Origin of the sequence: Lentzea sp. NPDC051838, from assembly GCF_040681245.1 — a bacterium.
Classification (GTDB): Bacteria; Actinomycetota; Actinomycetes; order Mycobacteriales; family Pseudonocardiaceae; genus Lentzea.
Window position 1 is genome coordinate 534,185 of the sequence record NZ_JBFAYI010000002.1, and the last position, 22,674, is coordinate 556,858.

Below are 22,674 nucleotides of genomic sequence, written 5' to 3' on the forward strand. Positions count from 1 at the left end.
GGGATCGTCAGGCGGCATCGAGTTCGACGAAAGCGGAGTCGACGTCGGCCGTACTGCCAGGAATCTCGGCGAGTTCGGTGGGGTCCGACGTGACCAGGTAGTGCTCGGCGGGCGAGGCGATCGACTGGAAAGCGACCCGCTGTGTGCCGGTGCTGAGCAGGCCTTGGCCACGGTCGGCGGACAACAGGAACTGGCGTTCGCCTGCGGAGAGGTCGAACACGCGGCAGATTTCGTCGATCGCCTGAGGGGACTGTCGCAGCAGGATCTGAGTCGCGGCGTTCGCCACGACCGCCTTGCCCAGATCAGATCCCAGCAGATCCGGAGTGTCCTGGGTGACGGCCGCGAGGCCGGCGAGGTGCTTCCTCGACGTCTTGGCCGTGCGGAACAGGAACTCGGCCCCGGCGGGCTCCTTCATCAGTAGCCACGCCTCGTCGACCACGACCAGCCGTCGCTTGCGGATCGCCGGGTTGGATACCTGACGCCACACCGCGTCAAGCGCCAGTAGCGTGCCGATCGGCTTGAGCTCGTCGGGCAGGTCCCGCAGGGAGAGCACCACGAGGTGACCTTCAGGTCGTGTCGTCGTGGGGCCGGAGAATAGGCCGGAGAACGAGCCTGCGACGTAGGGCTGAAGCCGTGCCGCGAGCTCGGCCGCCCCCGCTTCCGCGAGTACCTCGGCGAGGTCAGCCAGCAGTGGCGCCGGGCGAGTCCAAGTCCGCGGATCCGAGGTGATCCCGGCCTGTTGGTAGGTCGCGGAGATGGCCCGGTCCAGGACGGCTCGGTCGGTTGCTTCGAGCTCGCGGCCCAGCAACACCGAGATCATGGTGTGCAGGAACAGCGATCGGCGGACGAGCGCGTCGCGCGGTGCGGTTCGCCGTCCGTCCGGGCGGGTGTGGATCGGCAGGTCCATCGGGTTGAGCCGGACTTGCTCGGCGCCGAGGCGGATGTAGGTGCCGCCGACCGCTGCGGCGAGCCGTGCGTACTCGTCCTCGGGGTCGATGACGTGGACCTCGATCCCGCGGTACAGCGAGCGCAGCAGTTCGAGCTTCACCAGGTACGACTTGCCCGCGCCGGAGCGGCCGAGGATCACCGAGTTGTGGTTGTCCAGCGCGAACCTGTCGTGGTGCACGAGACCCTGGCTGCCGATGTTGAAGCCGTAGAGCACTCCGCTCGGCGCGCCAACCGAAGTCGGGTCTGGCGGTGGCAGATCGGGCGAAGTGAACGGGAACGCCGCGGACAGCGCACTGGTGTCGAAGGTGCGCCGCATGCCGATCAGGTCGAGGCCCATCGGCAGGCTGGTGATCCAGCCCTGCAGGCTTCGGTAGGTGGTCGGTTTGCAGTCCAGCAACAAGGACGCCGCGAGCGACCGCACCGCAGCCACCTCGTTGGCGAGAGCTTCCTCGGTCGGTGCGTGCACGGTCAGGTACAGCCCGAACCTGTACAGCTTCCCTTCGCCACGGGCGACCCGCGCGCTCAGATCGTAGGCGTCTTCCGTGGCAGCTTCGACCTGCGGGTCGAGCAACCGTCCTTTCTCGCTGGTGTGCCGACGGCCGGACTCCAGTTTGGACAGTTGCTTCTTGAGCCGGTTGGCCGCGGTGACGGGATCGATCGGCTCGATGTGCAGCGAGACGTCCACTCGGCCGGGATAGGTGAGCAACGGCTGCAACCAACCAGGATGGACTTCGCGCGGGTATCCGGTGACGGCGAAGGACCCGAGCCACTCACCGCCGACTTCCAACGCGCGCGGGTGAACCGAGACGGCGTCCGGGGTGAACGCGCTGGTTTTGCCGCTCATTGGTGGTGCCTCCCGACGGTGTCGTAGTCATCGGGGTCCTCGGCGTCGTCGTCCCAGTCGGACACGGTGGTGATGACGTCGTCCGAGCCGGCGAGGCCGATGTTTGGTGGGATCAGGCTGTCGGGGTCGCACGCCGCGGCCAGCAGGCCGGTGGCTTGTCCGGCGTCGAGCGGGGTGACCACGATGCCTGCGGGGGAGAGCAGTTCGGCCGCCTCTCCGAGCCGTCGCGCGAGCCGGGTTTCTGCCGCTCGTTGCGCGGCTTCGTCCACGGCACCGGCCTGTTTACTGGCCTTGCGTTTGGCGATCAGCGCGGTGAGAGGGGAGACGCCAAGACCGTCCGACGGAGCTGCGGTGAACAGTGGTTCGCGCAGGATCAGCAGGACCTGGCGACGCAGCAGTTCGGTGGCGCGCCCGAGCTGCTCGAGGTATTCGGCGTGCTCGTACGCCGCCTGCTCCAGCGCCGGGTGCGGCAGTCCTCCAGCCTGTTCGCGGAGCTCGGCGATCTGCCCTGACAGGTCCAGCCGCTCGGTGCGCACGAGTACCTGAACCGGGGCGGTGAGCGAGTGCAGATACCGGCCGAACGAGGCGACGAGCGACTCCTGCTCGGTGTGCGTGCGCAGGCTGAAGTTCACCGTGGAGCAGACCGCGACGACCGCGAGGCCGTCCTTGCCGAGGTCGATCACGCCGGTGTCCGCCACCGCCTCGGCAGGAAGCCTCAACGCGCCGAGAGATGGCGTCGAGTTGTCGCCCAGCCACTCCGGAACGGCGTGGATGCCTTCCGGTGCCGCGACGCGGTGCTGTGGGCTCATCCGTTGCCGCAATGCCGCCAGCGCCAGCCGATCCAGGGTGACGCCGTCGCGCTGGCCCAGCGCGAGCAAGGCGGCCGTCGCACCGATCGGAATCGCGACGATGAGGAACACCACCAGCGGCACGAACGAGCGCGTGGCCGTGTACGTCGCGTACAGCACGATCCCGGTGACGGAGACGATGAGCAACTGCCGCGCGGTCAGTGGGCCGATCACCCTGTCCTCGCGATCGACGTCCGAAGGAATCCTGACGGGCTGGCTCATTTCCCTCCACCTCCTGGCTGCTTCGGTGCGCGGAAGACCGGCGGTGCAACGGAGTGAGTGCGCCGGTACGCGTCGCCGATGCGGGGTTCGGGACGCGGCTGCTGGAACACCGGCGCGGAAGGCGAACCCGTCGGCTTGGTCGCCGGTGGCGAGTGCGGTGGTGGGGTCGCCGGACGGAACTGCAGCTGCGGCGGCACAGAAGCCACCCGAACCGGCCGGTCCGCCTTGGGCGTCGCACTCCGACGGCGCGGGCCGCCCGCAACTTGGAACTGCGGTGAGCTGCCAGGCTTGGGACCTCGTCGGGGTCGTGCGACAGGTGTGGCAGGTGCGGCGGCGGAGCTGAACTCCGGCACGGTCGGCCCGAGCGTTGCCGGCACAACGGCGGGGTCGTGGATCGTGTGCTGGGGCTGCGGCTGCAGGAACTTCGGGTCCTGGGACGGCACGCGGGGACGACGTGCGGCCCGCATGCGCTCCGCGTCGTAGGCCTCCTTGAGGCGCTTGCTCACCATCTCCGGAGTGGCCGTGAAGCGAGGTTGAGCGGGCCACGGAGGATCTGCGGCCACCGGTCGGCCAGCGCCGCCGCTCGATCGGGTGGCTGCACGGGCGCCCACCGCGGCGGCTCGTCCACCACCCACCAGTGCCATGGCTTTGCCGAACGCAAACGCGTACGCCAGCCCACCGAGGAACGAGCGGCGCCCGCCTCCGACTCGGACCTGATTCATGACCCAGGTCGGGATCTTCACCAGGATCCAGATCAGCGCGATCAGGACGATCAGGTTGATGATCCCGTCCGAGGTCGGCGTGCCGAAGAAGTTGAAGCCGCCTGGCTCGAGGAACACTTTGAGCGCCACGATCAGTGCGAGGCTCTGTCCAACCTGGATGCCGAGCACACCGGCACTAGAGCGCCAGAACCACTGTGCAACGCCCTCCAGCTGCGGCAGGCCGTGGCACATGAGCGCAAACGGCGCCCCGGCCAGCAAGATGGCGGTGAGCCCGACTCGCACGACGTAGCCCACCAGCAGACCGATCAACAGGATGGTCAGCGCGAGCGACAACAACCCGGCGAACAGACCACCGTCGACCATGGACCGGCTCACCAGGGCCACGAACAGCTCCGTGACCGCCTTGCCGGACGTCTGCGGATCCAGGCTGTCGCCGAGCACCGCCATCGACGCGGCGTTGGCGAACCGGATGGCCTGATCGCCCACCAGCAGGCTGAGGTTAGCGGCGAGGAATCCCACAACCACGCGCGGTGCGATCTCGCGGATCGTGTAGCGCGTCTGCATGCTCTGGTGGCCCATCACCAGGATTCCCGCAAGCAGCACCAGCAGCGAGTAGGCCGCAACGACGAACAGCCTTGATTGCTCCCAGATCTCGCCGATGCGCGGCAACTGGTCGAGCGTGGGTGTCGACAGCAGAGTGCTGCCGAGCATCCGCAGCAACCAGTTGAGGGACTCGCCGACGAGCAGGTTGACGAACGACGAGAAGCCCTCGTTCACGCACGCCGACAGGTCGGTGATGCCGCACTCAGCGCGTTCGACGGGAGGCCGCTGCGGGCTGACGGTCGGAGGTGGCGTGGTCGCTGGTGTCGAAACGGTTGGCGGTGCAGTCGGTGTCGGAGCGGTGGGCGTTGGCGTATCAGGCTGAGCGGAGGCAGCCGCGGCGACGGCGCCCAGCAGACCGACGACGACGCTCAACACGAGCAGGGCGGCGCGCCACCGCGGCGGTCGGCGTTCCCTCATCCGGGGCGGAGTGCTGACGGCCATGGTCAGGCACCCACGATCCCTTTGAGGACCTCGACAACCAGCGGCGCAAGAGCCGCCAGGCCGTAGCCCCATCCCGCGGACCTGAACGCGGACTTGGCCTTCTCGACCTCGCCGGGGTCGTTGCCGCCCACCAGGAAACGGACGCCACCGATCGACAGGAACACCGTCGCCAGTCCGGCGAGGATGCCCATGATCCAGTTGCGGATGTTGTTGAGGACCTCGTCGACCGACTTGGCCAGGGCGACGACCATCGCGCCGGCTTCAGCCGTCGATGCGGTCGTCAGCAGAATCAGGGCAACGGCTCCCGCGACCACCCCGACGCGCGTCAACCTGGTCAGGTTGAGCTGCGGCAGGCCGTCCGGAGTTGTCTCCTGTGGAACGTCGTCGACGGGGGCGCAATGCGATCGGCTTGCTGTGGTGGAGAAACGATTGATCAGGCGCATTGGGACCCCTCCGAAGACCGGGCTGAGTGCGGGTGTGTCCCGCAGTCCTGAACTCCGGAATTCGTGTCCGTTTTGGACATGCGGGCCTGAACCTTCTGCTCCGATTCGCCCTTCACAGCAGCCACGGAAGGTGACGTGCGCGGCAAGTCACGCCTCGGGTCGACTGGTCGCGCGAGGGCTACCGAGGCAGCCACCTGGTCGATCAGCGTGTCGTTCGGATCAGCGTCCGCGACGGCCTCGCGCAGGTAGTCGACCAGCCTGAGCTCGGCGCGCTTGCGCGTCTTGTAGACCGCCCACTCGCCGACCTCGTGCGCTGCGGCCCAGTCCGCGACGGACACGTTCTCCAGCCGAGTCGCACCGATCAGCGCGGCCTCGGTCTGGGTCAGGATTCCGTCCGCGACCGCACGTGCGAGCACCAGATCGGGGTGTCCCCAGGGAGCGTGTGGCGGCGCTGACCGAAACCCCGGCGCGACCGGAGTCGGACTCGACAGAGCCTCGGACAGAGCGTCGTAGCCGGACCGGTAGGCAGCCCACCGCAGCCGCAAGATGATCCGCGGCGGACGCAGGTCGACGGTCGACAGCGCGGAGAGAAAGCCGCGCAAGACCTCCGCGTGAACATCAGCCGGGTCACCGGAGAACCGATCCGACAGCGTCGCCGCGACCGACGTCAACGCCGGCAGTGCAACACCAACAGCCGCGACGGTCCAGGTCGCTCCTTCCGTCCTGGAGCGCAGCACCAGGTGCGCCCACACCGCGTCCCGCGTCGCCTGCGAGCAACGCCGCGCCAACAGCCGGTCGCGGACCTCGTCCAACGGGATGTCCCGGTCTGGAAGCCCCGTGAAGAGCCGGCCGTTCAGCGAGACCGGATGCGGTCCCGTGACCAGCCAGTTGAATGCGTCCCGCGCGATGTCCAATGAGTTCGTAGCCATGTCGTGACTCCTGCAACGTCGATGCGAACAACAACGACGCCAGGAAGCCACGAGCAATACCAAGGAAATACCAAGCCGCTACTAGCTGGCGACTATTGAATCTCGCTCGGCGACTAATTCTCTGCTATCTCAGTTCCTCGCCTCACCCGTCACGGGGAGGGCTTCTGGCCTGTTGAGCTGCGGACTTAGTAGACCGCTAGTCCTTCTCTAGTTGTGTTTTCAGGCCCTTTGTGCGCTTTCGTAGCTGTGAGAAGAATCTTGGTTCCGCGCTCGCTGAGCCTGAGTGTCGGTCTCGTTCGTGGCGCGGCCAAGAAAGCGGTCCAAGTGTGTCCAAAAAGAGCGTGAAATGCGGAGTTAAGGAGTGTCAGCAAACGCCGCACCATCCGTCGGAGGAGACACGCTATGACCCCGGCACACGGCAACGACTCCGCTGAAGGCGAGTCCGAGAAGCTCGGCGACGCCCACTCTTCGACGGCCTCGACCCCGCTACGGCGCACGCGGCGAACACGCCGCCGGCACAGCCTGGCACTTCGGCTGCGTCACCCAGTTCCCGGACGGCCGAGCACCGTCTGGCCGTGCGCTCAGGACAACCTCTTCGAGGGCACCGGCTTGCTCGCAAGCTGGATGCTGACCGCGGTCGTGAAGATCGTCACCACATACACCCGACCCGGCCAGCGGGTCCTCCTGCTCGAACCCGCACCCCATCCCGTGCAAGCCGGGCCGCGCACGACGAACGACACTCGCGTGCAGTCCCGGCCCGGTCGGTATGCCGGGCTGCACGAGGCTGGTTGGACCGTGGTCCGACTCGGCCGAGGCGTCCAAACGGAGACCGCCGGTCCGCACCCCGAGCGAGTGGGCGAGCGCCTCGACTTGGAGTTCGAAGACGGACTCCGTGAGTCCGTCAGCAGTCAGGCTGCAGCGTCACCCGCCGGACAGCCGACGCGCGGCAACCCCGAACCGGACTCGGCTCTGGACGACTTCAGTCCGGACCGCTACGACCTCGTCATCACGGCGGCAGAACCGGGCACCCTCGGCTGGCTCCGCCCGGCCAACTGGGGCAGCGTGCTCACCCCTGCAGGCATCCTCGCGGTCATCACTCGCAGTGATCGGTCAACCAGTCGGCTCGTCGATCCGGCCAGCTCGTTGGTGCGCGCTGCCGACTGCGAAGGGCTGCGCTACCTCGATCGGATCACGTTGCTGCGCGCACCCATTCGCGACGGAGCACTCGTTGTTGCCACACCAACTGAGCGGGCCCGTTCACTCAGCCCAACGCGCCCGCCCGCGCCAACCGGTCAGCACGTGCCGGTGCACGACGACCTCCTTGTGTTCAGTCGCCGGCCGGTTACCGAGGTGAGCCTTCGTGTCTGACCACTTCGCGACTCCGTTGTCGGTCTGGCCGACAGGGCAACAGGACCAGCCAACGCAATTGCGCGCGGCCGGCTGCGTGTCAGGCACCGAAACCGACGCCGAACGCATCCCACCCGCCGTCGCCGCTCACGCAATTGCGACCTACACGCAGCGCGGCGACCTCGTGCTGGACCCGGACTGCGGTGCGGGCACCACCCTCACCGCGGCGCTGCGCTCCGGACGACATGCACTTGGACTCACCTCGGACCCCCAGTGGTGGGCGCTCGCTCGAGCCAATGTCACCGCCGCCAAGTCCGCCGGCGCATGGCACGACGGCTCCGTTCTCGACGCCCGCCCGAGGATCCTCGCAACCGTCCGCGCCGCCGGTCTGACCGGTCGAGTCGGACTGGTCTTGACCGCCCTGCGTACCAACTCGGACCGCCTGAAGTGTCCGGACCATGACCCGGTCGAGTCCGCCGCCGCCGAGCTCACCACGACCTTGCGCTGCTGTGAGCCGCTGTTGTGTTCCGGCGGCCACGTCGTTGTAGTCGCACGACCCTGCCGGCGTCGCGACGGTTCGCTTGTCGACCTGACCTCGCGGCTCATCGAGACCGGCATCGCGTCCGGCCTGACCCCGGTCGATCGGTGCATCGCGCTGACCGCAGAGCTACGTGGCGGACGTCTCGTCACCCGAGCGTCTTTTGAGGAACGCCGCGCAGCGCGTGCCGTTGGTGCGCAGACCTCGCTAGTGGCTCACCACGAGGTGCTGGTCTTCCGACTTGCCCACGAAGCTGAGCTTGCTGTGGCGGGCCGCCCAGAACGGATCGATCGGTCGGCAGGGTGTCGGACCGCAGGGGACCGTTATGCCCTCGCTGCGTGAGCTCCTGTCGGGCAGCGTTGATCTGACTGTGGGTTCGTTGTGCACCGGATACGGCGGGCTCGACCTCGGTCTGCTGGCGGCTGTCGGCCGTGGGCGCATCGCCTGGGTTGCAGATCCAGACCCGCACGTCCGCCGCATTCTTTCCGCGCGCGTCCCCGGTGTCCCCAACCTCGGCGACGTTCGGAGCATCGACTGGGCGACCGTCGAGCCGGTCGATGCGGTGACAGCGGGATTTCCGTGTCAGGACATCTCTGCCGCCGGTCGGCGTGCGGGCATAGAGAAGGGCGAACGCAGTGGCATCTGGTCCGACATCGTGGCAGGCGTTCGCGTACTACAGCCCACGTTGCTCGTCGTGGAGAACGTCGCCGCGCTTCGCTGGCGCAACGGCGGGCTCGACCGTGTACTCGGCGACCTGGCCGAAACAGGGTATGACGCGCTCTGGCGTAGCGTCCGCGCCGCTGAAGTCGGCTGCGCCCACCGTCGAGAACGCGTGTTTCTGCTCGCTTGGCTCCGCGCGTGCATCGGCGCGAATGCTGCCGACTCCGCAAGCGCGAGATGGAGATCACCGCGGCGCGGCCGACCCGGAACGTCGTCGAGCGCAGGGGCACCAAGTCAGCCTTCACGACGTGGTGGCTTCGGTTGTGAAGCTGTTGCCAACGCCCACCGCCGCGGACTCGAGGTCTGCGGCAATCCAGACAGTGCTGAGCTCCAGCAGGCCAATTCCACAGGGCTGCGTGACGCTCACCGACTCCGTGCGACTGCTTCCGACGCCAACCGCGGTAAACCCGAACGACGGCGAACGGATCAGCAACTGGTTGGAGCGTCAGGAGCGGCACCTGGTGCGGAAGGTCAACGGGAACGGGATGGGCATGCCGTTGTCGATCGCGGTGAGGTCACTGCCGCAGCCAACGGCCTACGCAGAGGACGCAGCGAGTCATCGCATTCACGACGGAGAGCCATCGACGGTGGAGGCCAGCGCCATCTAGCCAAGGTCGCCGACTTGTCCGCGGAGCAGGCAGTTGGCCAGCATGGTTCGTATTCCCTAGTGGAATGGGGCGAGTACACCGCGGCCGTCCGCCGTTGGGAGCGCCTGCTCGGCAGGGCTGCACCGTGTCCGACCCAGCCAGGCCGTGGTGGCCGTCCAGTACTGGCTCCAGTCTTCGTCGAGCATTTGATGGGACTGCCTGAGGGCTGGGTCAGCGATCTTCCTCTCCCGCGGACGGCGCAACTGCGCGCGCTCGGCAACGGGGTTGTTCCAGCTCAGGCTGCCTATGCCCTGTCTCTGTTGTTGGCCGACCTTGCGGCGCTACTGGCTGATGAGTACTCAGCGGACGAGAGCGAGGCGGCATGAGCAGGTCCACGGTCATTCCGCAGACAAACTCGGCGTTCCGGTTGGTGTCGCTCGGCGCAGGCGTTCATGGCACTGCGGTGTTGCTGCTCGCGTGCAAATGCGCGATCCCTTGGTTCGACTGCGCTCTGTTCGTCGATACGCATTGGGAGCGTCGCGCTGTTTACGCGAACCTGCAGCGACTAGCAGCCCACGCCGAGCGTGCAGGCAACTCGGTGCGCACCGTTTCAACAACAGGAGACATCCGGGCGGATGCGCTTGACCCGCGGCACCGGTTCGCGTCGATGCCGCTGCACGTGCTGAACCTGGACGGCTCCAAGGGCTGCGTAGACAAGATCACGCCGTGGAAGAACGAGGCGCGCCGACTATTCCGCGGCTTCAGGCTCGTCGGTCAGGGAGACCTCGCGCGGTGGGGTCACGCCGTAGAGCTCATTCGGCGTGCACCGCAGCGCCGTGCACAAGGCCTGCAAGGTTTCGGTCTTCACCTGAGTCGGCTCGTTGCTTATCAGCGCGTACACCGACGGCCCGGAGATGGTGAAGTTGGCGCGCTGAGCAAGCAGGTCCCGCAGGTCCTTGCCTGTCCACACTTCGCGTGAGGCCATCACCTGCCTGAGGCGCCATCGAAGCTGCACTGGCACGCCCTTCCCGTGGTCGCGTGTGCTCATCAAGAGCGCCGAGTGCAGGTCAGTCTTCCCGATGCACGCCAAAGACCCATGAGGCTGGGCCGTTCCGCCTCACTGGGGAAAGGTGGCGACTGTCTCAGCAAGGTATAAACTGTCCCAGTAAGGTGATACCTTACTCAGATCGGCTGCTGGTGGCCGATGCAAGCGGCGTTCGCGCGAGTGGTGCGGGCGCTGAAGTTGATATTGAACCCATCCGGGCACGCGACCCGAAAGCGCCACGAGTCGGCCTTTCGGCGGTGCTGTCGTGTGCCCCAGAGTTCGTCTGGAGAACGCCATGATCGATGAACACGGTCCGGCTCTTGTGTCCGTTCCGGAAGCGGCCATGTTGCTGGGCATCAAGCGGGCCACGGCTTACCGATACGCACATTCAGGGCAGCTGCCTGGTGTGCGGCGGATGGGGCGGAGGCTCTTCGTGGTTCGTGCCCGACTCGTCGAGTTCCTCGATCCCGAGCAGGACTGCACCGCAGGGGTTGAGGCCGCATGACTGGCAAGAAGAAGCGGTCCTACAAGCGTCCTGATGGATCGGTGTATCAGCGCGGTCGCAAGTGGGCGTACGCCTTCCAAGGGCCTGAACATCCTCTCACTGGCATCCGTGAGCAGATCAGGAAGAGCGGCTACGAGACCGAGGACGACGCATGGGCGGGGATGGAGGAGGCGCGCGCCGCGCTCGTCACCGAGACCTACGTGAAACCGTCTCGCGCCACGATCAACGACTTCTTCGAGCAGTACTTCCCGTACGCACGCCTTACCGTCGAAGCGACGACGGCGGCCAACTACGAGACGTTGGCGCGGACCTATGTGATGCCCATAGTCGGGCGACGGCTCATGCAGGACTTTGTGCCTTCGATGGTCGCGGCGCTCTACGAGCACCTGCTCACCGAGGGGCGTCAGAAGCACAACACCAACGGTGAGATGTACGAGCTGTGGAAGGCGGCTTGCGCCGCGAATCTAGAGATTCGGCCTCGGGAGATCGCGGACAAGGTCGGTGTGACCTACGCAGCTGCGCGCCGCGCGGTGCGACGTTACGAGGTTGGTCGGATCCCCAAGCCGTACCAGCCGGGGCTCGCGCCGAAGACGGTCAAGAGCGTGCACATCATGCTCAGCTCTGCGATGAGTGTGGCGGGGTTGTGGAAGTACATCAGTCTCAACCCGATCCGGAGCGTGAAGGCTCCGTCGGTTCCGAGGCGGAACCACAGCACCTGGACTCCCGAGCAGATGATGCTTTTCCTTGAGCATGTGCGGCACCACCGGTGGTACGCGTTGTGGGTGCTTGAGGCGTCGACGGGAGTTCGTCGTTCGGAGCTGTGCGGTGTGGAGATCGCGGCCTTTGATCTCTCGAAGAAGGTTGTTCGTGTGGCGGCCACCACACGGGTGATCGCTGCAGGAAAGGTGGTGACGGGCTCAGGCAAGAGTCAGAAGAGCCGTCGGCTGCTCGCACTGGACAGCTTCACCACTGGCGTGTTGACCGTGCACTTCCAGCAATTGGAGAAGGAGAAGCAGGACTGGGGTGACGCCTATCAGGACCATGGGCTGGCGTTCTGCTGGGAAGACGGCCGGCCGATCTACCCGGACACCATCACCGAGGAGTTCAACAGGATCGTCGATTTCCTCGGGCTGCCGAAGATTAGGTTCCACGATGTTCGGCACACCTACGCGACGATCTCGCTGCGGGCCGGCGTGCACCCGAAGATCGTCAGCTCTCGCCTGGGGCACGCGACGGTGGCGTTCACGCTCGACACCTACTCCGCGGACATCGAGGACCTCGACCGTGACGCTGCCGAGGCAGTGATTGGTCTGTTCCTGCCACCCTCCCAGAAGGGGCTGGCCTGACGTGAAACGACGCTGGTTTAGCACCACTTTTTGCACCGAAGCCCCGAAACGAGGGGTCAACACGTGCTCAAGAAACCCGAAAGCCCCCGACCTTCGCAGGTCAGAGGCTTTCGGGATATATGGGCGATACTGGGATCGAACCAGTGACCTCTTCGGTGTGAACGAAGCGCTCTCCCGCTGAGCTAAACGCCCGTGTTCTGTTGTCTTGCTGTCCCGCTCTCGCGGAGTGGCCATAGCCTACAACATCATCAACGAGAACCAAAAATCGGGCTCTGCAACCAGCTCCACTCGAGGCCGAACCAGCCGCCGACCAGCGCGAACACGTTGAGGAAGTAGCAGGTGACGAGCACGATGGCGCAGACGCCCGCCATCACCAGGCCGCGGACCCAGCCCGGCTGGCGCTTGAGCCACTCGACCCAGCGGTCGTAGTAGCGCTTGGCGAACTTCAGGACGCGGCCCGCCCACTCGAACTCCGTGGCCAGGATGGCCAGGCCCGCGAAGACCACCAGCCAGCCCGGGCCGGGGTACGGGATCATGATGATGCCGGCGATCAGCACCAGGCCGCCGATCACGCCCACGCCGATGCGGTAGGCGAGGTTCAGCGCCGGGTTGCGGTGGAACCAGTGGCGCCAGCCCTTGTGCTCGTCGGGCTTCACGTCGGGCTTCGTCATGTGTCGATCATCCTGTTGGTACTCAGGCGGGTGCAACCTGGCCTCCTGCCAGCACATCTGTTGGCGAGGACGGTGCTGTGCGGCCAGGTTCGAGCGACACCGCGAACTTGGTGTGCTGGTGCGCGTCGGCCCCCCAGCTGAGCAGTTGCGGGTCGGGTGAGCCCGCGCGCACGTCGAACACCGCCAACGGTACCGGCGCTTTCGTACTTGCACCCCAAACCACGTAAACGTGACCTGAGTCGTTCGGCTTTAGGTTCATCGGCATGACGGCGCCCGCGGTGGGGTTCGACAGCACGATGGCCACCTCCTTGCCGGAGCCGTCGCGCAGGATCGCCCTGTTCGTCGACGGGTCCGTGGCCAGGCCCAGCGCCTTGTTCAGGTCGTTGGCTCGGGACTGGGAGGCGGTCACCTCGCCCGACAGCTGGTTCACGCGCACGCCCAGGTAGCCGCCGCCCGCTACCACTGCCAGAACGGCCGCGGCTGCCAGCAGGACGCGGCCGGTTCGGCGGCGGTGCTGCGGGCGCAGGGGAGTGGGTGCCGCGTGGCGCGGGCGGTGCTGGGTGGGCACCTCCTGCGGGATGTGCTCGATCTGCTCCATCAGCCTCGCGCGCAGGCGGGGCGGTGGCTGCTCCTGGCGGACGGCGCCGCCGATGCCCGCGAGAACCTCCTGCGTCGACCTCACCGTGCGCTGGCAGGTGGGGCAGCCCGGCAGGTGGTCGCGGACCACTGCTTCCTCGTCCGGCTCCAGGGAGTGCATCGCCCAGCCGACCGCGAGCTCCTCGTGAGGGCACAGTTCGCCGTTCACCGGTTTGCTCCTGTCGTTTCGCCGGTCTCGCCGGCCCACAAGTTCCCCAACGTGCCTCTGAGGCGTCTTATCGCCGCGAACGTGCGCGATTTCACAGTCCCCAGCGGCACGCCTGTCAGCTTGGCCACCTCGCACTGCGTGTAGCCACCCAGATAGGCGAGTGCGATGACTTGGCGCTGCTCTTCCGGCAGCGTCCGCAGTGCGGCTCTGACCTCGGCGCCCACCACGTTGACCAACGCTTCGTGATCGGAACTGTCCACCGGTGGTGAAACGTCGTCGGTGAGGGGAACAGTTCGACGACGCTGCGTGTTCTCCTTGCGGACGGCATCCACCGCGCGGTGGTGAACGAGAGTCATCAGCCAGGTGCCGAAACTTCCGCGCGTCGGGTCGAACCTGGCAGGGTGCCGCCAGAGTCCGAGGAAGGCCTCCTGGACGACGTCCTCGGCCAGTTCGGGGTCCACGCAGATGCGTCTGGCCAGCGAGTACGCGGGCGTGCCGTACTTGTCGTACAGCTCCCCGAACGCCGACCGATCGCCCTGTGCGAGCCTTTGCACGAGCTCGAAATCGGTCGGCCGGCCGTCGCGTGACGCGGCGGTAGGGCCGGGCGAGTCAGCCACCAGAGATGTCCTCACGTCCAACATTCGCGCAACAGCCGGTACCGGGTTCAGGTTAGACCCAGCAAGATGGGAGTCGCTGAACGCAGGCTAACGAGCGAGGAGGCTACGGAGAGCGTGCAAACGGTCGCCGTGCGCAGCGAAGCTGACCCGATGGGGTGATCTGCGTCCGATTAGCGAGCGTTCCTCGCCACATGCACGTCACAACTAAGGTGCTCGGTCGTTTCATTGACCGGGAAGGGAGAAGAGGGTAACGACGATGCGCAACGACCACGTGACGCTCCGCTCGACAGCGGTCTTCGACCTGCTGGCGCCGAGGACCCCTGCGGTTCCGGTCCAGGTGGAGCTGCGATACGACACGAAGGACCCGTACGCGGTCGTGGCCGCGTTCCGCACCGGCCGCGCCGGTTGGGTCGAGTGGGTTTTCGCCCGCGACCTGCTCGCCGACGGCCTGATCGCCGACGCCGGCGACGGTGATGTCCGGATCCGGCCCGCCGCCGACGACCCCGAGGTCGTCGTGATCGAGCTGAGCTCGCCTTCCGGCCACGCCATGTTCGAGGCGTCCGCCCAGGAGCTCGCCGACTTCCTCGACCGGACCTACGACGTCGTCGTACCGGGCAACGAGCACCTGTGGGTCAACGTCGACGAGGCGCTCACGCACCTCATCTCGAACGACCTGAGCTGAATAATCCGAGGTAGGGGGCCCGCGAAGGCGGTGCGGGTACCCCCGGTGAAACCCGCTTGAACCCCTCGTATAAGGTTTGTTTCAACATCACGAAGTCAGTGATGAACGCGGATGTAGCGCAGTTGGTAGCGCATCACCTTGCCAAGGTGAGGGTCGCGAGTTCGAGTCTCGTCATCCGCTCTGTGGTTCCCCAGCAGGTATCTTCACAGGTACTCGCAGTGGATCCATGCTCCTGGCGGAGTGGCCGAGTGGCTTAGGCAAGGGCCTGCAAAGCCCTGTACACGGGTTCGATTCCCGTCTCCGCCTCGGACGATTAGCTCAGCGGGAGAGCACTACCTTGACACGGTAGGGGTCACAGGTTCAATCCCTGTATCGTCCACTCGGATCATCAACGGGGCCAGGCGCACATCGCGCCTGGCCCCGTTGCCGTTTCCGGGGCGTGCGGAGGTGTCGGCACGCTCAAGATCAGCCGATTTGAAACTTCCGGGGCCGTCGGATAAAGTTCCTCTCGCACCACGGGAAACCCGCAAGGGAACCTGAGGAGCACGCGGATGTAGCGCAGTTGGTAGCGCATCACCTTGCCAAGGTGAGGGTCGCGAGTTCGAGTCTCGTCATCCGCTCGGACGATTAGCTCAGCGGGAGAGCACTACCTTGACACGGTAGGGGTCACAGGTTCAATCCCTGTATCGTCCACTTCGCCCGAGAAGCCCTCGATCGAACATGATCGAGGGCTTCTTGCTGTTCGCGGTCAGCACCGCCGCGCGCCCAGTTTTTGTCCAATTTTTGGTCGCAACGGCCGAAAATGCCCACTTTTTTGTCTTTTATGGACCGGGGTGGCGCATCTACCGTTGAGCGCTGTGTCCGGTTACCAGTTCGATTTCTTCATCAGCTACAGCCGTCAGGGCAGTGTGCAGAAATGGTTGCTGAACCACTTCTACAACAAGCTCAAAGACTGCCTTGCCGACGAGTACGCGCCCACGCCGAGGATCTACATGGACCGCCACATGCCCATGGCTGTGGAGTGGGCGCACAACCTGCAGACCTCGCTGCGGCACAGCAAGATCATGATCCAGGTCATGACGCCGCACTACTTCACGTCCGGCTGGTGCATGGCGGAGCTGGACAGCATGCGGGCGCGGGAGGAGATGCTCGGCTACGCGTCCGCCAAGATCCCGCAAGGCCTGATCTATCCGATTCTCTACTCGGACTCGGAGAACTTTCCGGAGAAGGAGCGGATGCGGAAATGGCACGACTTCAAGGAGTTCGCGCACCCTGATCCGGTGTACCAGCAGACCGTTGACTACTTCAAGTTCCACAAGGAAATGAAGAAGCTGGCGCGAGATCTGGTCGAACTGGTGAACCAGGTCCCCGACTGGCAGGCCGACTGGCCGATCGTCGAACGTCCCGACCCGATCGTCACCCCGCGCCCGCCCTTACCGAGGTTCAAGCCATGTCCGGAACCGTGATCACGTTCTACTCCTACAAAGGCGGCGTCGGACGCAGCTTCACCCTGGCCAACACGGCGGTGCTGCTCGCACGCTGGGGTTATCGGGTGCTCGCGGTCGATTGGGACCTGGAAGCACCGGGCCTTCACCTCTACTTCCGGCCGCACCTTTCGGAGATGCCGTCGAGTGGTGTGGTGGATCTCGCCTACGACTTCGTCCAGAAAGTCGAGTACCCCGCCACTCACACCGTCCGGGTCGAGGTCGAGGGTGGCGTGCTCGATCTGATGGCCGCCGGCAAGGTCGTCGACGACCGGCTCGACCCCTCCTACGCGCCCAGGATGCAGGAGATCAACTGGGAGGCGCTGTACGAGGAGGGATTCGCCGAGTTCCTCGAAGAACGGCGCGCCGAGTGGATCGCCAAGTACGACTTCGTGCTGATCGACAGCCGCACCGGCGTCTCGGACATCGCGAGCATCTGCACCGCACAGCTGCCCGATCGGCTGGTGGTGGTGTTCACCGCCAACGACCAGAACCTCAACGACGTCGTCGACATCGCCCATCTCGCGGACCAGGCGAGGGACCGGCTGCCCTACGACCGGCCGCGGCACCAGGTGATGCCGGTGTTGTCCCGCCTGGACAACCGGATGGAGTACCAGCGCGCAGAGGAGTGGCAGCGGAAGTGCGCAGGGGTTGTCGCCCCCTTGTTCCGCAACTGGCTGGTCAAAGGCGTGACGGCGGAACAGATGTTGCGCCATCTGACCGTGCCGTACATCTCGTTCTGGAGTTTCGGCGAGCTGCTGCCGGTGATCGAAGAACAACCGCCGTCGCCCGATCAGATCTCGTTCGCGCTGGAGACGGTCGCCGCGGTGATCGCGCAGGAGTTCGACCGCACGGACCTGCTGGCCGACAACCGCGACGCGTACGTGGCCGCAGCGCGGTCCCGGCGCCGCAAGTTCGACCTGGACCTGCTGGTGTCGAGCCCCAGGCCGCTGTGGCGCACCTCGACCCAGCTGATCACCGAACTCCGGTTGCTCGGGTTGAAGGTCGAAAGGTCGGTGTCCGGCAACCCGGAGATCCTCGACCAGGCCGACGACCCGGCCGAGCACCTCTGCCTCCTGATCGACGGTGCGCTCAGCCGGTGGCAGCTCACTGAGGCGGAGCGGTTCGCCCGTCGCGCACTCGGCCCGGACGGCACGCAACGGCAGATGTTCTGCCTGGTCACCCGCGGCACGGACCGCGAGCTGCTGCCGGGCTTCCTGCGCAACCTCCGGCACCTGGAGTTCGATCAGGCGGCACGACCCGTTCGGGCGGCGAGAGAGTTGCACGACCTCATCAGGGCAACGCCCGCTGCCGAAACCGAACCCGACCACGAGGCGCTGCGCAACGCCGAAGCCGCCCTGCGCGAGGTGCCGGAACAGCTCCCGTACGCCGGGAGGTTCGCGCTGGTCGAGGAGACGGTGCGGGGCATGGCGGGCGCGCTCGACGACGGCGACATGGACCTGCTGCGCGACCGATCTGCCGACCTGCTGCTGCTGAGCAAGCCGCACCGCAACGGGACCGGCGTGGTGGTGCCGGCACAGCTGCGCACCGAGGTGAGCGCACTGCTCGCCCGGATCGAGCGACGAATCAACGCGTTCACCGACTGAAAGGCGGCGTGATGCCGGAGAAGTACGCGACCAGCGCCAAGTCGGCACTGATGGTCATGATGCTGGCCAATCGGGAGGTGCCGAACACGGAGCTGAAGGAGGCCTACAAGATCACGCTGCTGCCAAAGGACCGCGACGTGCTGAACCGCGACAAACTGCTGGAGACGCTGAAGGAGGGCCGGCGGTTCATCCACCGGATCACCGACAGGGGCATCGACTGGTGCATGACCCATCTCGTCGAGAGCGAACTGCCGCCTCGCGTGGGGCCGCAGGCGCGGGTGAACCAGGAACTGCTGCGGCGCATGGTGCCGTTCCTGCGCGACCGCGGGTTGCTGGCCGAGGCGATCCGGTCGAGAGGCTTGGAGGAGCTGATTCGGCAGGTCTACCTGGAGCTTGGGGACGGCTACCAGGACTGGGTCCGGCTCGCCAAAATCCGCCCGCGGCTCGACGGCGCCGACCGTGAAGAGGTCGACGAGACGCTGCTAAAGATGGTGCGAGGTGGCTCCACGCATCTGGTTCCCAGCTCGAACCGCAAGGTGCTGACCGAGGAGGACCACGCGGCCGCCATCAGGATCGGCGGCGAGGACAAGCACCTCATGGCGATCGAGGAATCATGACCGAGTACCTGCGTGAGGCGCTGGCGGTCGTGCGGTTCAACTCGGCCGAGACCCCGGACGACGTCTGGCACGCCTCCCCGTTCCACATCGAAGGCCTGCACACCAGGGCCGAGCACCGTCTGCGCGCGGGTATCGCGGACGCGCGGGACAGCACTGGTCCGAGTGTCGGTGGGCTTGTGCTGCAAGGGGAGAAGGGCGTCGGGAAAACGCACCTGCTGGGCACGGTGCGCCGGATGGTGCAGCAGCAGGGCGGCTACTTCTTCCTGGTCGAGGTCACGTCGGGCAAGGCGTTCTGGGACGATGTCGCCGACGCCCTGCGCAGTGAGCTCCGGCGTGCCAACGACGAAGGCGACATCCAGCTCACGGTCCTGCTTCGGCAGTTGTGCGCGGTTGCGGACGTGTCGGTGGAGGTCGGGCGCGCGGTGGTGGGCGAAGCACCGCTGACACCGGAGCACCTCAAGACGTTCCTCACCGCGCTGCGCAAGGTCGAGCCGAGGATCGCGGTCGAGTGCGGGGACACGATTCGTGCTCTTGTGCTGTACGGCTCGGAGGAGTCCGACATCGGCAAGTCCTACCTGAAGGGCGTGGACGAGTCGAGCGTCGAACGACGACGCTGGGGCCTGCCTTCCGAGGCCAATCCGTCTCGCGTGCTGGTGCGCGACATCTCGCGGGTGCTCGCCATGACGGGGCCGTGCGTCATCGCCGTCGACCAGCTGGACACCTTGGTCAACAAGGGACAGGACGAGGTCGGCACGAAGGTGACCAACCCCGAGCTGGTCCAGGAGATCGCGGACATCTCGGACGGCCTGATGCAGCTCCGCGAGACCACCAGGCGCACGATCACCGTGGTGGCCTGTCTGATCGACACGTGGATGATGCTGAAGTCGATCGCCAGCGACACCGTCGAGGACCGCTTCACCACGACGCCGATCCTGGCGTCCATCGCCGACCCGGAGATCGGCAGGAGGCTGGTGGAACGATGGCTAGGCGTCATCTACCAGCGCAATGGGATCGCGCCGCCGCATCCGACCTGGCCGGTGGCGCCCAGCGCGTTCACCGCCGCCAACTGGGAGAACCGCACGCCGCGGCAGTTGCTGAAACGCGTTCACGCGCATGCGGAAACCTGTTTGTACGGCGAGATCAGGGAGCTGGGCTCGTTTGGCGAGCGACCGCCTCCCGAGGCGGTCGCGGTGGCTTCACCGGTGGTGGCCGGGCCGGAGCCGGACTACATGGCCGAGTTCGACGCCAGGTTCGCGCAGCTGAAGCAGACGGCCGAGATCACGGCCGCGGACATCAGGCAGTCCAATGAGGACGAGGTGTTGCCGGCGTTGCTGCTGGCCGGGTTGAAGTCGTGGATCACTGAGGTCGGCAACGATGATCTGAAGTGGCATCCGGAGCCGCACACGGACGACATGCGGCTGCACGCGGGCCTGAGGCTCACGGTCAACGAAGAGCTGGACACCCAGGAACGCTGGGGTTTGCGGTTCATCGCGAAGAGCCACGGAAACCGGGTGCTGCGCAAGCTGCGTGACGCCCGGGACGCGGCGGAGGGAACTCGCGGAGGCCGGGGCCGGCATCTGATCATCATCCGCAACGGGGCCAAGGGCTGGACGGGGGCGGTGACGCGGCGGCTGGTCGCGGAGCTCGAGAGCGCGGGTGGCCGGTGCGTGGACATTACGGACGACGATCTGAGGACCTTCAGCGCGCTCAAGGAGATCTGTGCGGTGCAGACGCACCAGCTGCTGGCCTGGCTGGTGGCGCGGAAACCGGCCAGCAGCACCACGTTCCTGCGGTCGGTGTTGCCCGAGCAGGAGAGGACCGCGGCGAGCCACCAGGAGACGCGGCCGCCGCCGAAGCGCGAGCAACCCGAAAGCGCCGGCGAGATCGTGCTCGGGATGGACGTGGAGATCCGGATCGAGCTGGAGTCGTTGCGCAAGCACGCGATCGTGTTCGCGGGGTCGGGCAGCGGGAAGACCGTGTTGTTGCGCAGGATCGTCGAAGAGTGTGCGTTGCGCGGGGTCTCGGCGATCGTGCTGGATCCGAACAACGACCTGGCGCGGCTGGGCGACGCCTGGCCTGAGGCGCCGGGGGAGTGGCGGCCAGAGGATGAGGCCAAGGCCGCCGAGTACATCGCCGGTACCGAGGTGGTCGTGTGGACGCCGGGGCGCAGCGGCGGCAGGCCGTTGAGCTTTCATCCCTTGCCGGACTTCGCTGAGGTCAGGGACGACGAGGACGAGTTCAGTGCTGCTGTCGAGGCTGCGGTGGCGCGATTGGTGCCGCACGCGCGGATTGCCAACGGAACCAAGTTCGCTGTCAGAGGGCGGGCTGTGCTCAAGGAGGCGCTCAAGCGTTATGCGCGTGGGGACCGCCGCGATCTGAACGGGTTCGTGGATCTGCTCGCCGAGTTGCCGGACGGGGTGAGCAAGCTGCAGTCCGCGGCGGTCACGGCGGCTGATCTCGCGGAGACGTTGAGGGCCGCGATGGTCAACGATCCGTTGCTGGGCGGGCAGGGGGAACCGACTGATCCCGGGATGTTGCTGACCCCCGCGGAGGGGAAGCGGGCGCGGGTTTCGGTGATCAGTATGGTCGGGTTGCCGTCGGACGAGCAGCGGCAGGGGTTCATCAGCCAGTTGCAGCTGGAGGTGTTCGCCTGGGTCAAGCGGAACCCGGCGGTGGATCGGCCGCTCGGTGGGCTGATGGTGATGGACGAGGCACAGACGATCGCGCCTTCCGGTGGGGTGACGGCCTGCACGCAGACGACGATCTTGCTGGCGTCGCAGGCTCGGAAGTACGGGCTGGGGCTGTTGCTGGCCACGCAGGCGCCCAAAGGGGTGCACAACCAGGTGACCGGCAATGCCACCACGCAGTTCTTCGGACGGTTGAACAGTCCCGCGCAGATCGCCGCGGCCACGGACATGGCGCGGGCCAAGGGGAGTTCGATCGCGGACATCTCGCGGTTGGAGCGTGGGCAGTTCTACGTCACCGGTGACACGTTCGGGTTCCGGCGGATGCGCGCGCCGCTGTGCCTGAGCTACCACCCGCCCAGCCCGCTGAGGCTGGAGGAAGTCGTGGAGCGAGCGAAGCGATGACGAAGGGCGGTGTCCACATCGGACACCGCCCTTCTCGCGTCTCAGCGGAGCATGTCCTCGATTCGGCCGCAGAGAGTGGGGAACAGCTCGGTGGAGCCGCCGAGGACGACGAAGTTCACGGTTTCGTCGCCCCGGACCTCGAGCGCGTACACGGTGTCGCCGGACCGTTCGACGCGGACGGCGATCGTGCTGTCGCCCAGGTGCACGGTGCCGGAGAGGCCGCGCTTGGTGAGCGCGGGTGACGCGACGGCGAACTGCTCGGCCAGGTCACGCAGAGCGTTGTGGGCCACAGGTTTCTCGGCCGTTGCCACCACGTCCGAGATGGACACCCGGTCGGCGTTCGCGCTCTCCGCCGCCTCGACGCGGCTCACCAGGGCGTCCACCAGCCCTTCGTCCGCGGTCAGCACCGGCAGCACGTGCTCGTCGTGCTCGGTCGCGAGATCATCCGCGGTGGACACGAACGAGACGAGGAAGCGCACCCGCGCCTCCGGGAAGTCGTTGCCCTCCAGCACGGTCAGGCCGCGCTGCCGGCACGCTTCTGCCACCTCGCCTGCCACAGCGCGCTGCTCCTCGGCGAACGACACGGCGATGTCGTAGGTCGCGGACTCGATCACTCGGTACCTCCTCCGGAAAGGACCGGCCGGCCGCCGGTCGCGGATCAGCATGCGCGCCGCGTGTTGACCAGAAGTGGATGAGGAGTGGACGTTGACCGCTGCGGCGGGCAACGGGAAACACCTGTTTTCGCGGTTTTTGAAGATGAATCCTCGAAGTAGCCCGCAGAACGGCGGGCGAAATCCCGGAATCAATTGCGATTTCCTTCGGAGGATTCGTCATGTCCAAAACCGTGTCCAGTTTCGTCGTCGGTGCCACCACGTTGATGGCCGCACTCGCCGTCGCCGCCTCCGTTTCCGGTGGCGTCGCGGCCAACGCGGACGACACCCCGCCGCCACCTCCCACGACGACCACGGAGACCCAGGACGGCGGCGGCCACCCGTGGCACGACTGAGGTAGTCG

The 22,674-nt window shown here is 66.5% G+C and carries 21 protein-coding genes and 6 tRNA genes; 16 read left to right on the forward strand and 11 right to left on the reverse strand.

Annotation, left to right across the window (positions count from 1 at the left end; genetic code table 11):
* Positions 1-7: 7 nt before the first annotated feature.
* The 5 genes from AB0M24_RS08520 to AB0M24_RS08540 form a co-directional block, all read right to left on the reverse strand.
* The gene (locus AB0M24_RS08520; protein WP_363762725.1) at positions 8-1,792 is read right to left on the reverse strand and encodes a DUF87 domain-containing protein; all 1,785 of its coding nucleotides are present in this window, start codon (positions 1,790-1,792) and stop codon (positions 8-10) included.
* The gene (locus AB0M24_RS08525) at positions 1,789-2,862 is read right to left on the reverse strand and encodes a PrgI family protein (protein WP_363762728.1); all 1,074 of its coding nucleotides are present in this window, start codon (positions 2,860-2,862) and stop codon (positions 1,789-1,791) included. The genes AB0M24_RS08520 and AB0M24_RS08525 overlap by 4 nt, the downstream gene beginning before the upstream one ends.
* Complete coding sequence (locus AB0M24_RS08530) at positions 2,859-4,628, reverse strand: hypothetical protein (RefSeq protein WP_363762731.1); 1,770 nt, start codon at positions 4,626-4,628, stop codon at positions 2,859-2,861. The genes AB0M24_RS08525 and AB0M24_RS08530 overlap by 4 nt, the downstream gene beginning before the upstream one ends.
* Before the next feature lie 2 nt (positions 4,629-4,630).
* Positions 4,631-4,879 carry a pilin gene (locus AB0M24_RS08535; RefSeq protein ID WP_363763066.1) on the reverse strand — a complete coding sequence of 83 codons (249 nt, stop codon included), beginning with the start codon at positions 4,877-4,879 and terminating at the stop codon, positions 4,631-4,633.
* Positions 4,880-5,061: 182 nt separating this feature from the next.
* Complete coding sequence (locus AB0M24_RS08540; RefSeq protein ID WP_363762734.1) at positions 5,062-6,000, reverse strand: hypothetical protein; 939 nt, start codon at positions 5,998-6,000, stop codon at positions 5,062-5,064.
* 402 nt (positions 6,001-6,402) lie between these two features.
* Between AB0M24_RS08540 and AB0M24_RS08545 the strand changes: the two genes are divergently transcribed.
* Genes AB0M24_RS08545 through AB0M24_RS08555 form a run of 3 tightly spaced genes read left to right on the forward strand, consistent with a single transcriptional unit; the run spans position 6,403 to position 9,578 of the window.
* On the forward strand, positions 6,403-7,368 hold the full coding sequence (locus AB0M24_RS08545) for a hypothetical protein (RefSeq protein WP_363762737.1): 966 nt from the start codon (positions 6,403-6,405) through the stop codon (positions 7,366-7,368).
* Positions 7,361-8,227, forward strand: coding sequence for a DNA methyltransferase (locus tag AB0M24_RS08550; protein ID WP_363762740.1), 867 nt, complete (start codon positions 7,361-7,363; stop codon positions 8,225-8,227). Before AB0M24_RS08545 ends, AB0M24_RS08550 begins: the two co-directional genes overlap by 8 nt.
* Complete coding sequence (locus tag AB0M24_RS08555) at positions 8,211-9,578, forward strand: DNA cytosine methyltransferase (protein ID WP_363762743.1); 1,368 nt, start codon at positions 8,211-8,213, stop codon at positions 9,576-9,578. Before AB0M24_RS08550 ends, AB0M24_RS08555 begins: the two co-directional genes overlap by 17 nt.
* Positions 9,579-9,940: 362 nt before the next feature.
* Here the strand turns inward: AB0M24_RS08555 and AB0M24_RS08560 are convergent, their stop codons facing one another.
* The gene (locus AB0M24_RS08560; protein ID WP_363762746.1) at positions 9,941-10,240 is read right to left on the reverse strand and encodes a helix-turn-helix transcriptional regulator; all 300 of its coding nucleotides are present in this window, start codon (positions 10,238-10,240) and stop codon (positions 9,941-9,943) included.
* Between the two features lie 292 nt (positions 10,241-10,532).
* Between AB0M24_RS08560 and AB0M24_RS08565 the strand changes: the two genes are divergently transcribed.
* Together AB0M24_RS08565 and AB0M24_RS08570 are read left to right on the forward strand one after the other, a co-directional pair.
* Positions 10,533-10,742 (forward strand): helix-turn-helix domain-containing protein, encoded by a 210-nt coding sequence (locus tag AB0M24_RS08565; RefSeq protein ID WP_363762749.1) that lies wholly within the window; start codon positions 10,533-10,535, stop codon positions 10,740-10,742.
* Positions 10,739-12,088 (forward strand): tyrosine-type recombinase/integrase, encoded by a 1,350-nt coding sequence (locus AB0M24_RS08570; RefSeq protein ID WP_363762753.1) that lies wholly within the window; start codon positions 10,739-10,741, stop codon positions 12,086-12,088. The genes AB0M24_RS08565 and AB0M24_RS08570 overlap by 4 nt, the downstream gene beginning before the upstream one ends.
* 120 nt (positions 12,089-12,208) lie before the next feature.
* Here the strand turns inward: AB0M24_RS08570 and AB0M24_RS08575 are convergent.
* The 4 genes from AB0M24_RS08575 to AB0M24_RS08590 form a co-directional block, all read right to left on the reverse strand.
* Positions 12,209-12,280 (reverse strand) — tRNA-Val (locus AB0M24_RS08575).
* Positions 12,281-12,336: 56 nt separating this feature from the next.
* Positions 12,337-12,759 carry a TIGR02611 family protein gene (locus AB0M24_RS08580; protein WP_363762756.1) on the reverse strand — a complete coding sequence of 141 codons (423 nt, stop codon included), beginning with the start codon at positions 12,757-12,759 and terminating at the stop codon, positions 12,337-12,339.
* A 22-nt stretch (positions 12,760-12,781) separates the two neighbouring features.
* Positions 12,782-13,564 (reverse strand): anti-sigma factor, encoded by a 783-nt coding sequence (locus AB0M24_RS08585; RefSeq protein ID WP_363762759.1) that lies wholly within the window; start codon positions 13,562-13,564, stop codon positions 12,782-12,784.
* Positions 13,561-14,181: a sigma-70 family RNA polymerase sigma factor gene (locus AB0M24_RS08590; RefSeq protein WP_363762762.1), complete on the reverse strand. Its 621-nt coding sequence runs from the start codon at positions 14,179-14,181 to the stop codon at positions 13,561-13,563. The genes AB0M24_RS08585 and AB0M24_RS08590 overlap by 4 nt, the downstream gene beginning before the upstream one ends.
* Before the next feature lie 256 nt (positions 14,182-14,437).
* Here AB0M24_RS08590 and AB0M24_RS08595 point away from each other — a divergent pair, with 256 nt between their 5' ends.
* From AB0M24_RS08595 to AB0M24_RS08640, 10 genes are all read left to right on the forward strand, one after another.
* The gene (locus tag AB0M24_RS08595) at positions 14,438-14,863 is read left to right on the forward strand and encodes an SsgA family sporulation/cell division regulator (RefSeq protein WP_030466274.1); all 426 of its coding nucleotides are present in this window, start codon (positions 14,438-14,440) and stop codon (positions 14,861-14,863) included.
* Between the two features lie 107 nt (positions 14,864-14,970).
* Positions 14,971-15,043: transfer RNA gene (locus AB0M24_RS08600), tRNA-Gly, on the forward strand.
* A 54-nt stretch (positions 15,044-15,097) separates the two neighbouring features.
* A tRNA-Cys gene (locus AB0M24_RS08605) sits at positions 15,098-15,169 on the forward strand.
* Between the two features lies 1 nt (position 15,170).
* A tRNA-Val gene (locus tag AB0M24_RS08610) sits at positions 15,171-15,242 on the forward strand.
* Between the two features lie 168 nt (positions 15,243-15,410).
* Positions 15,411-15,483, forward strand: a tRNA-Gly gene (locus tag AB0M24_RS08615).
* Position 15,484: 1 nt separating this feature from the next.
* Positions 15,485-15,556 (forward strand) — tRNA-Val (locus AB0M24_RS08620).
* A gap of 164 nt (positions 15,557-15,720) precedes the next feature.
* The gene (locus tag AB0M24_RS08625; RefSeq protein ID WP_363762766.1) at positions 15,721-16,329 is read left to right on the forward strand and encodes a TIR domain-containing protein; all 609 of its coding nucleotides are present in this window, start codon (positions 15,721-15,723) and stop codon (positions 16,327-16,329) included.
* A complete protein-coding gene (locus AB0M24_RS08630) occupies positions 16,314-17,954 on the forward strand; it encodes a P-loop NTPase (RefSeq protein ID WP_363762769.1) in 1,641 nt (546 codons plus the stop codon). The genes AB0M24_RS08625 and AB0M24_RS08630 overlap by 16 nt, the downstream gene beginning before the upstream one ends.
* A gap of 11 nt (positions 17,955-17,965) precedes the next feature.
* Complete coding sequence (locus AB0M24_RS08635) at positions 17,966-18,571, forward strand: hypothetical protein (RefSeq protein ID WP_363762772.1); 606 nt, start codon at positions 17,966-17,968, stop codon at positions 18,569-18,571.
* Complete coding sequence (locus AB0M24_RS08640; protein ID WP_363762775.1) at positions 18,568-21,660, forward strand: DUF87 domain-containing protein; 3,093 nt, start codon at positions 18,568-18,570, stop codon at positions 21,658-21,660. The genes AB0M24_RS08635 and AB0M24_RS08640 overlap by 4 nt, the downstream gene beginning before the upstream one ends.
* Before the next feature lie 41 nt (positions 21,661-21,701).
* Here the strand turns inward: AB0M24_RS08640 and AB0M24_RS08645 are convergent, their stop codons facing one another.
* Entirely contained in the window at positions 21,702-22,274 is a 573-nt protein-coding gene (locus tag AB0M24_RS08645) for a hypothetical protein (protein ID WP_363762778.1), read from the reverse strand.
* 218 nt (positions 22,275-22,492) lie between these two features.
* Between AB0M24_RS08645 and AB0M24_RS08650 the strand changes: the two genes are divergently transcribed.
* Positions 22,493-22,666 carry a hypothetical protein gene (locus tag AB0M24_RS08650; protein WP_363762781.1) on the forward strand — a complete coding sequence of 58 codons (174 nt, stop codon included), beginning with the start codon at positions 22,493-22,495 and terminating at the stop codon, positions 22,664-22,666.
* The last annotated feature ends 8 nt before the right edge of the window (positions 22,667-22,674 follow it).

Coding starts and splice junctions, on each gene's coding strand:
- AB0M24_RS08545 (WP_363762737.1), top strand. CDS start 6,403: ATGACCCCGGCACACGGCAACGACTCCGCTGAAGGCGAGTCCGAGAAG.
- AB0M24_RS08525 (WP_363762728.1), bottom strand. CDS start 2,862: ATGAGCCAGCCCGTCAGGATTCCTTCGGACGTCGATCGCGAGGACAGG.
- AB0M24_RS08520 (WP_363762725.1), bottom strand. CDS start 1,792: ATGAGCGGCAAAACCAGCGCGTTCACCCCGGACGCCGTCTCGGTTCAC.
- AB0M24_RS08595 (WP_030466274.1), top strand. CDS start 14,438: ATGCGCAACGACCACGTGACGCTCCGCTCGACAGCGGTCTTCGACCTG.
- AB0M24_RS08530 (WP_363762731.1), bottom strand. CDS start 4,628: ATGGCCGTCAGCACTCCGCCCCGGATGAGGGAACGCCGACCGCCGCGG.
- AB0M24_RS08565 (WP_363762749.1), top strand. CDS start 10,533: ATGATCGATGAACACGGTCCGGCTCTTGTGTCCGTTCCGGAAGCGGCC.
- AB0M24_RS08560 (WP_363762746.1), bottom strand. CDS start 10,240: ATGAGCACACGCGACCACGGGAAGGGCGTGCCAGTGCAGCTTCGATGG.
- AB0M24_RS08650 (WP_363762781.1), top strand. CDS start 22,493: ATGTCCAAAACCGTGTCCAGTTTCGTCGTCGGTGCCACCACGTTGATG.
- AB0M24_RS08635 (WP_363762772.1), top strand. CDS start 17,966: ATGCCGGAGAAGTACGCGACCAGCGCCAAGTCGGCACTGATGGTCATG.
- AB0M24_RS08640 (WP_363762775.1), top strand. CDS start 18,568: ATGACCGAGTACCTGCGTGAGGCGCTGGCGGTCGTGCGGTTCAACTCG.
- AB0M24_RS08555 (WP_363762743.1), top strand. CDS start 8,211: ATGCCCTCGCTGCGTGAGCTCCTGTCGGGCAGCGTTGATCTGACTGTG.
- AB0M24_RS08580 (WP_363762756.1), bottom strand. CDS start 12,759: ATGACGAAGCCCGACGTGAAGCCCGACGAGCACAAGGGCTGGCGCCAC.
- AB0M24_RS08540 (WP_363762734.1), bottom strand. CDS start 6,000: ATGGCTACGAACTCATTGGACATCGCGCGGGACGCATTCAACTGGCTG.
- AB0M24_RS08570 (WP_363762753.1), top strand. CDS start 10,739: ATGACTGGCAAGAAGAAGCGGTCCTACAAGCGTCCTGATGGATCGGTG.
- AB0M24_RS08630 (WP_363762769.1), top strand. CDS start 16,314: ATGTCCGGAACCGTGATCACGTTCTACTCCTACAAAGGCGGCGTCGGA.
- AB0M24_RS08535 (WP_363763066.1), bottom strand. CDS start 4,879: ATGGTCGTCGCCCTGGCCAAGTCGGTCGACGAGGTCCTCAACAACATC.